Annotated in this window: 3 protein-coding genes and 1 pseudogene; all 4 read left to right on the top strand. The window is 65.6% G+C overall.

Going from position 1 to position 4207, the window contains the following annotated elements; genetic code table 11:
• Nucleotides 1-83 (top strand): annotated as a pseudogene (locus tag AB0915_RS38415) (transposase); the annotation flags it as partial.
• 48 nt (nt 84-131) lie between these two features.
• Nucleotides 132-674 carry a DUF3800 domain-containing protein gene (locus tag AB0915_RS38410; RefSeq protein ID WP_366695944.1) on the top strand — a complete coding sequence of 181 codons (543 nt, stop codon included), beginning with the start codon at nt 132-134 and terminating at the stop codon, nt 672-674.
• Between the two features lie 134 nt (nt 675-808).
• Nucleotides 809-3061 (top strand): hypothetical protein, encoded by a 2253-nt coding sequence (locus AB0915_RS38405; RefSeq protein ID WP_366695942.1) that lies wholly within the window; start codon nt 809-811, stop codon nt 3059-3061.
• Between the two features lie 208 nt (nt 3062-3269).
• Nucleotides 3270-4163 (top strand): transposase, encoded by an 894-nt coding sequence (locus AB0915_RS38400; protein WP_366695940.1) that lies wholly within the window; start codon nt 3270-3272, stop codon nt 4161-4163.
• Nucleotides 4164-4207: the final 44 nt, after the last annotated feature.

The following is a 4207-nucleotide window of genomic DNA, read 5'->3' as shown; positions in this document are numbered from 1 at the left end:
TCCGCCGCTACATCATCTGGCGAAACCGCCACGCCGACGACCAGCGCCTACGCGCCGTCGTCGACAGGGCAAACGTTGCCTGATCCGGCACTAGCGCCGCGAAGCAGCGATGGCGGGACTTCCGCGTCGAGTTGGATGCCGACGCACGGCTGGAGATTCCGGTCGATTCCTCTCTGCACTCAGTGAACCTCGCCGGCGCTCGTGGCCGCCACGTACATCGCTCGCGCAGTACTGACCCCGTCACGCACCGGCAGCACTGTCAGGAGGTCATCCTGCGCGGGCTGCGGACCATCGCCGCGACACCCGGAATGCGGGTTCGTGCTGTGTACCGGGAGACCGGAAACTACGGGCGCGACCGGCCTGCCCTCTACGCAGCCCTGCTGCACCAGCTCAACCGCGAGCTCGCCACGTCCGGCACTTACGGGGTAGTCATCGTTGATGGTGACGGCACTGAGAGTGCCCTACGGAGGGCTCATCGGGCACTTCCGGATGAGGGGCGCCACATTATCGGCGACCCAGTGTTCCGGCCTGCCCGGGACCTGGATCTGCTACAGGCGGCCGACATGCTGGCGTACTCGGCCTACCAGTCCATTGCCAAGCGCCCGTCCCGCGCCTTCATGTGGCACTGGTTCGGCGCCACCTTCCCCGGCGCCCATGGTCCAAGCGCTCTTTGAGTAGAGCAGCTGCGGAAAGGGACTGGGCCCCGGACGAAGCCGGGGCCCAGCCGGGCCGGACCTGGAACCCCGAGTGCTGCGGGCCAGGACCGCAAATCCAGTCTTCCACATCAACCACCTTGAGGAGGGGCTCAATGCCTGCATATACGGCCGGCGCATCTATCACTGTCGAATGGGGCAAGCAGCAGGTTGAGGTGTCCACCGTCGATCACGCACTGCCCGACGCGTCCGATGTGGACGAACGAAACAAACTGGTCAAGGCGGGCATGAGGTCTCCTTTGGTCGCGCTACCTGAGGACGCCTGGCACGCGGTGGCGCGGGCCACTGTCACGCCCGAGACAGTGGCACTGCAACTGCGTGAGTCCCAGGATTCCAGGGCTAGCCTGCTCCTGGAGGAGCACGTGGACGGGGCCACGCTACGGTCGGTTCATGGCCGGGTCTGGCTGTCCGAGTTGTTTCCCGCTATCCAACCACGTACAGGCCAGGAGCTCCTGGCTGTTGACGACCCGCAAGTCACGGGCATGGCTGAGAACGGTAAACCGCAAGCGATCCTGCGCTATCGCTACGAGAGCCTGAAGCACCTTAAGCGACACGTCCAGCAGACCATCTCGACGACCCTGTACCGGAATTCCTATGCGGAGTCGATCCTTGCCAGGCGGGTGACACGCGCCCTGATCGTGCACCCGGTCATCTACGAATTCGACGACGGCACGGAGCCGGTGTGCGCTCTTGTTGCCCGAGACGGCATTACGCGACTTGCCAGCGCTTGGAAGGTTTTGGCGGGACCGGACAGCGATCCGGAGCAGGTGGCCGGCCTGGCCGTAGATACTCTCTTGGCCCAGTACCAGCAGGCTGCGAACGAGCCAGCCAAGCCACTCACCCAGCGAATGGCGCTAGGTCGACAGAGCCGACGCAAGCTCCTGCGCGACGAATTCATCAGGGAGATCGGCAAGGCGGGGGCGAACGAGCAGCCGTCTTTGCGCGCCGTTCAAATTGCTCAATCCCATCTCGTTCCGGCGCACATTACGGTTGGTGCCCAGGCGCACGAGCGAACTTCGCTGAACGCCGAGGATTTGTTCGATGACGCACTGCGCTCCATCCTCGCTTCGGTGCATGTCGAGTTCAAGCCGTGGGACACCGCCGCCCAGAACGTCGAAGTCGCGGGCCGTGCCCTCAAGCGCGTCCTCCACAGCGGTACGGGAAGCGGCGCCGCAGAGGACGGGTTGCACGCGGTGTACGAACTGGCCGTCGGGCTCCGTCCAGCATCAGATGCCCCGCAGGTGTACGGGAACCAGAGCATCCCCAGTACCGGCTTGTGGCGAGCTGTCCAGCTGCTGCATACCCTCACTCGACCAGCTGTCTTCGAGGAGCTGAGGAGCCGAGCGAAGGAGATCAAAGGTGATCGCCGGATGACTGACAAGGGCTATGCCGGTTTGCTCGGCCCCATCGTCGATCACCCCTGGCGGTCCAGTAAGAAGTCCGCTGCCCAGCAGGCCCGCAACGCTTGGAGTAACGGAGGCGTCCTGTTCAAAGAGGTGCTGGAGGACGGTTGGGCTCCGGTCGTGACTGAAGACTTCACTACGTTGGTTGAGCCAGCGCTCAAGGGCAGCCGCGACGCCCGTCTGACCCTTGCACTGGCGGGCGGCACGGCCCTCATTGCCGACAAGCTGCTGACCAGGAATGTGGGCTCGTCGGTTGGCCTGACTCGGGCACCCGGCAAAGTCCCCTTCCGTGGTGATGTGCACAAGATCGTCGAAGGGCTGGCCCGGCAGGGCAACGAGATCGGCTTTCGGACGTTGGCTCTGGCAGCCCAGCGCTTTGAAGACGACAGGCTGCCCCGTAACTCAGGAACGAGGCAGCAACTCGGCTTGCCATACGACCAGGACACCGAGAGAGATGGCGATTACCAGCACTCCGTGGTCGATCTGCAGGCGTCGGACCACATCCTTCTGGCCGACGGCAAGCCAGTCATGCTCCTGGAGTGGGACATCGTCGTCGCGTCGGACCCGAAGCGCTCCCTTCAGGCGCTTGGCCCGTCGCAGGATAATGAGCAGGATGACGAGGGTGCGGAGGCCGACGGCACGGCCGCTCCCGTGTCATCGGTGGGGGGCGTGGAGGATGTCGAAGAGTTGTCGCAAGCAGCGCCGGACGTGGAGGTGCCGGTCGAGCAGCAGATTCAGGACAGGCGCCGTGCGCTCAACAACTGTCTGGCAGACGCCAAGACCTACGTCGACGCATTGGCGGATTTGGGTCAAGCTGTGACCTTCCCGCCGCTGCTCGGTCCGGCCGAGGACTGGATGGACTTGCGCGACACCGCCCTCCACGTCCTCAACGCGATCCAGAATCATGAGGCTGACTACGCCGGCGAGGAACAGCCCGAGGAATGATGGTAGGCGCCCCTGGAGCCTGTGGGCGACCTCCCTATGCGAGGTTGCCCGCGGCTCGGCCCGAACGGCAACCGCCTCATCCACGCCTAACCCTGGGTATTCAGCGGGGTTGGGTGATCTGACGCCCTGATAGCAGAAAGGTGCCGCTGAACTGCGAGGATGCGAGTGTCTAGATCGTATCCGTTGCAGAAGTCAGGGCACCTTTCTGGTGGTTGAGCGTACAGGGTGGGACAGTCGGCTGTCCGTGGTGGCTGACGGGAAAAGGCTGATCGGGCATGCCGGGGCGATGCTGCTGCGCCGGTGCGCGGACCGCACGGGGCTGACGGACGCGCTGGCGAAGGTGCTGCCGTCCAGCACGGTGGCCGGCTGGCGGGACCGCGCGGGGGTGCTGGTGCACCTGGCGGTCACGATCGTGCTCGGGGCGGCGAACCTTTCGGATGCCGAGCAGCTCCAGCTGCACCACCGGCCCCTGTTCGGCCCTGCAGCCTCGGACTCCACCGCCCGCCGCGCGCTGGCCGCGCTCGACGAGGCAGCCCTGGCGAAGATCGCAAAGGTGCGGGCCCTGGTGCGTCGGCACGTGTGGGGCCTGCTGCACCTTCGCCCGGGAGGCTTCCCGTGGCTGACGGTGGCAGGCAAGCGGCTGACCGGCTGGATCGTCATCGACGTCGACGCCACCGTCATCACCTCGGCGTCGAAGAAGGCCGGGGCAGCGGTCACGTTCAAAAAGACGTTCGGGTTTCATCCGCTGGCCGCGTGGTGCGCGAACACCACCGAGTCCCTGGCCATGCTGCTACGGCCGGGCAACGCCGGAGCCAACACGGTGGCCGACCACATCAACGTCCCCACCGACGCCCTCGCGCAGATCCCCGGCTCCTCGGCCGCGAAGATCCTGGTGCGGGCGGACGGCGCCGGAGCCACCCACGGGCTGCTGGAACACCTCGAAGCACTGAACACCACGCGGCGCACGGTCCGCTACACCGTCGGCTGGAAGATCACCGAAGACGACGAGCAGGCCATCGCGAAGCTGCCCGAGGCAGCCTGGGAGACCTCCGTGAAGTTCCCCCTGGGGCCTGGACAGCGGGTTTTTAGGCTGCGGGGGTGAGGTCCTGCCTGAGCAAGATCCTCGTTTCGAGCGGGGTGACGTAC

The organism is Streptomyces sp. NPDC048411 (assembly GCF_040704695.1).
Lineage (GTDB): Bacteria > Actinomycetota > Actinomycetes > Streptomycetales > Streptomycetaceae > Streptomyces.
The sequence above is the reverse complement of the archived record's forward strand: the minus strand, read 5'-3'. Positions and strand labels throughout refer to the sequence as shown.

Bases quoted from the DNA above. Each gene is read 5' to 3' on its own strand.
- AB0915_RS38405 (WP_366695942.1), top strand. From the start codon at position 809: ATGCCTGCATATACGGCCGGCGCATCTATCACTGTCGAATGGGGCAAG.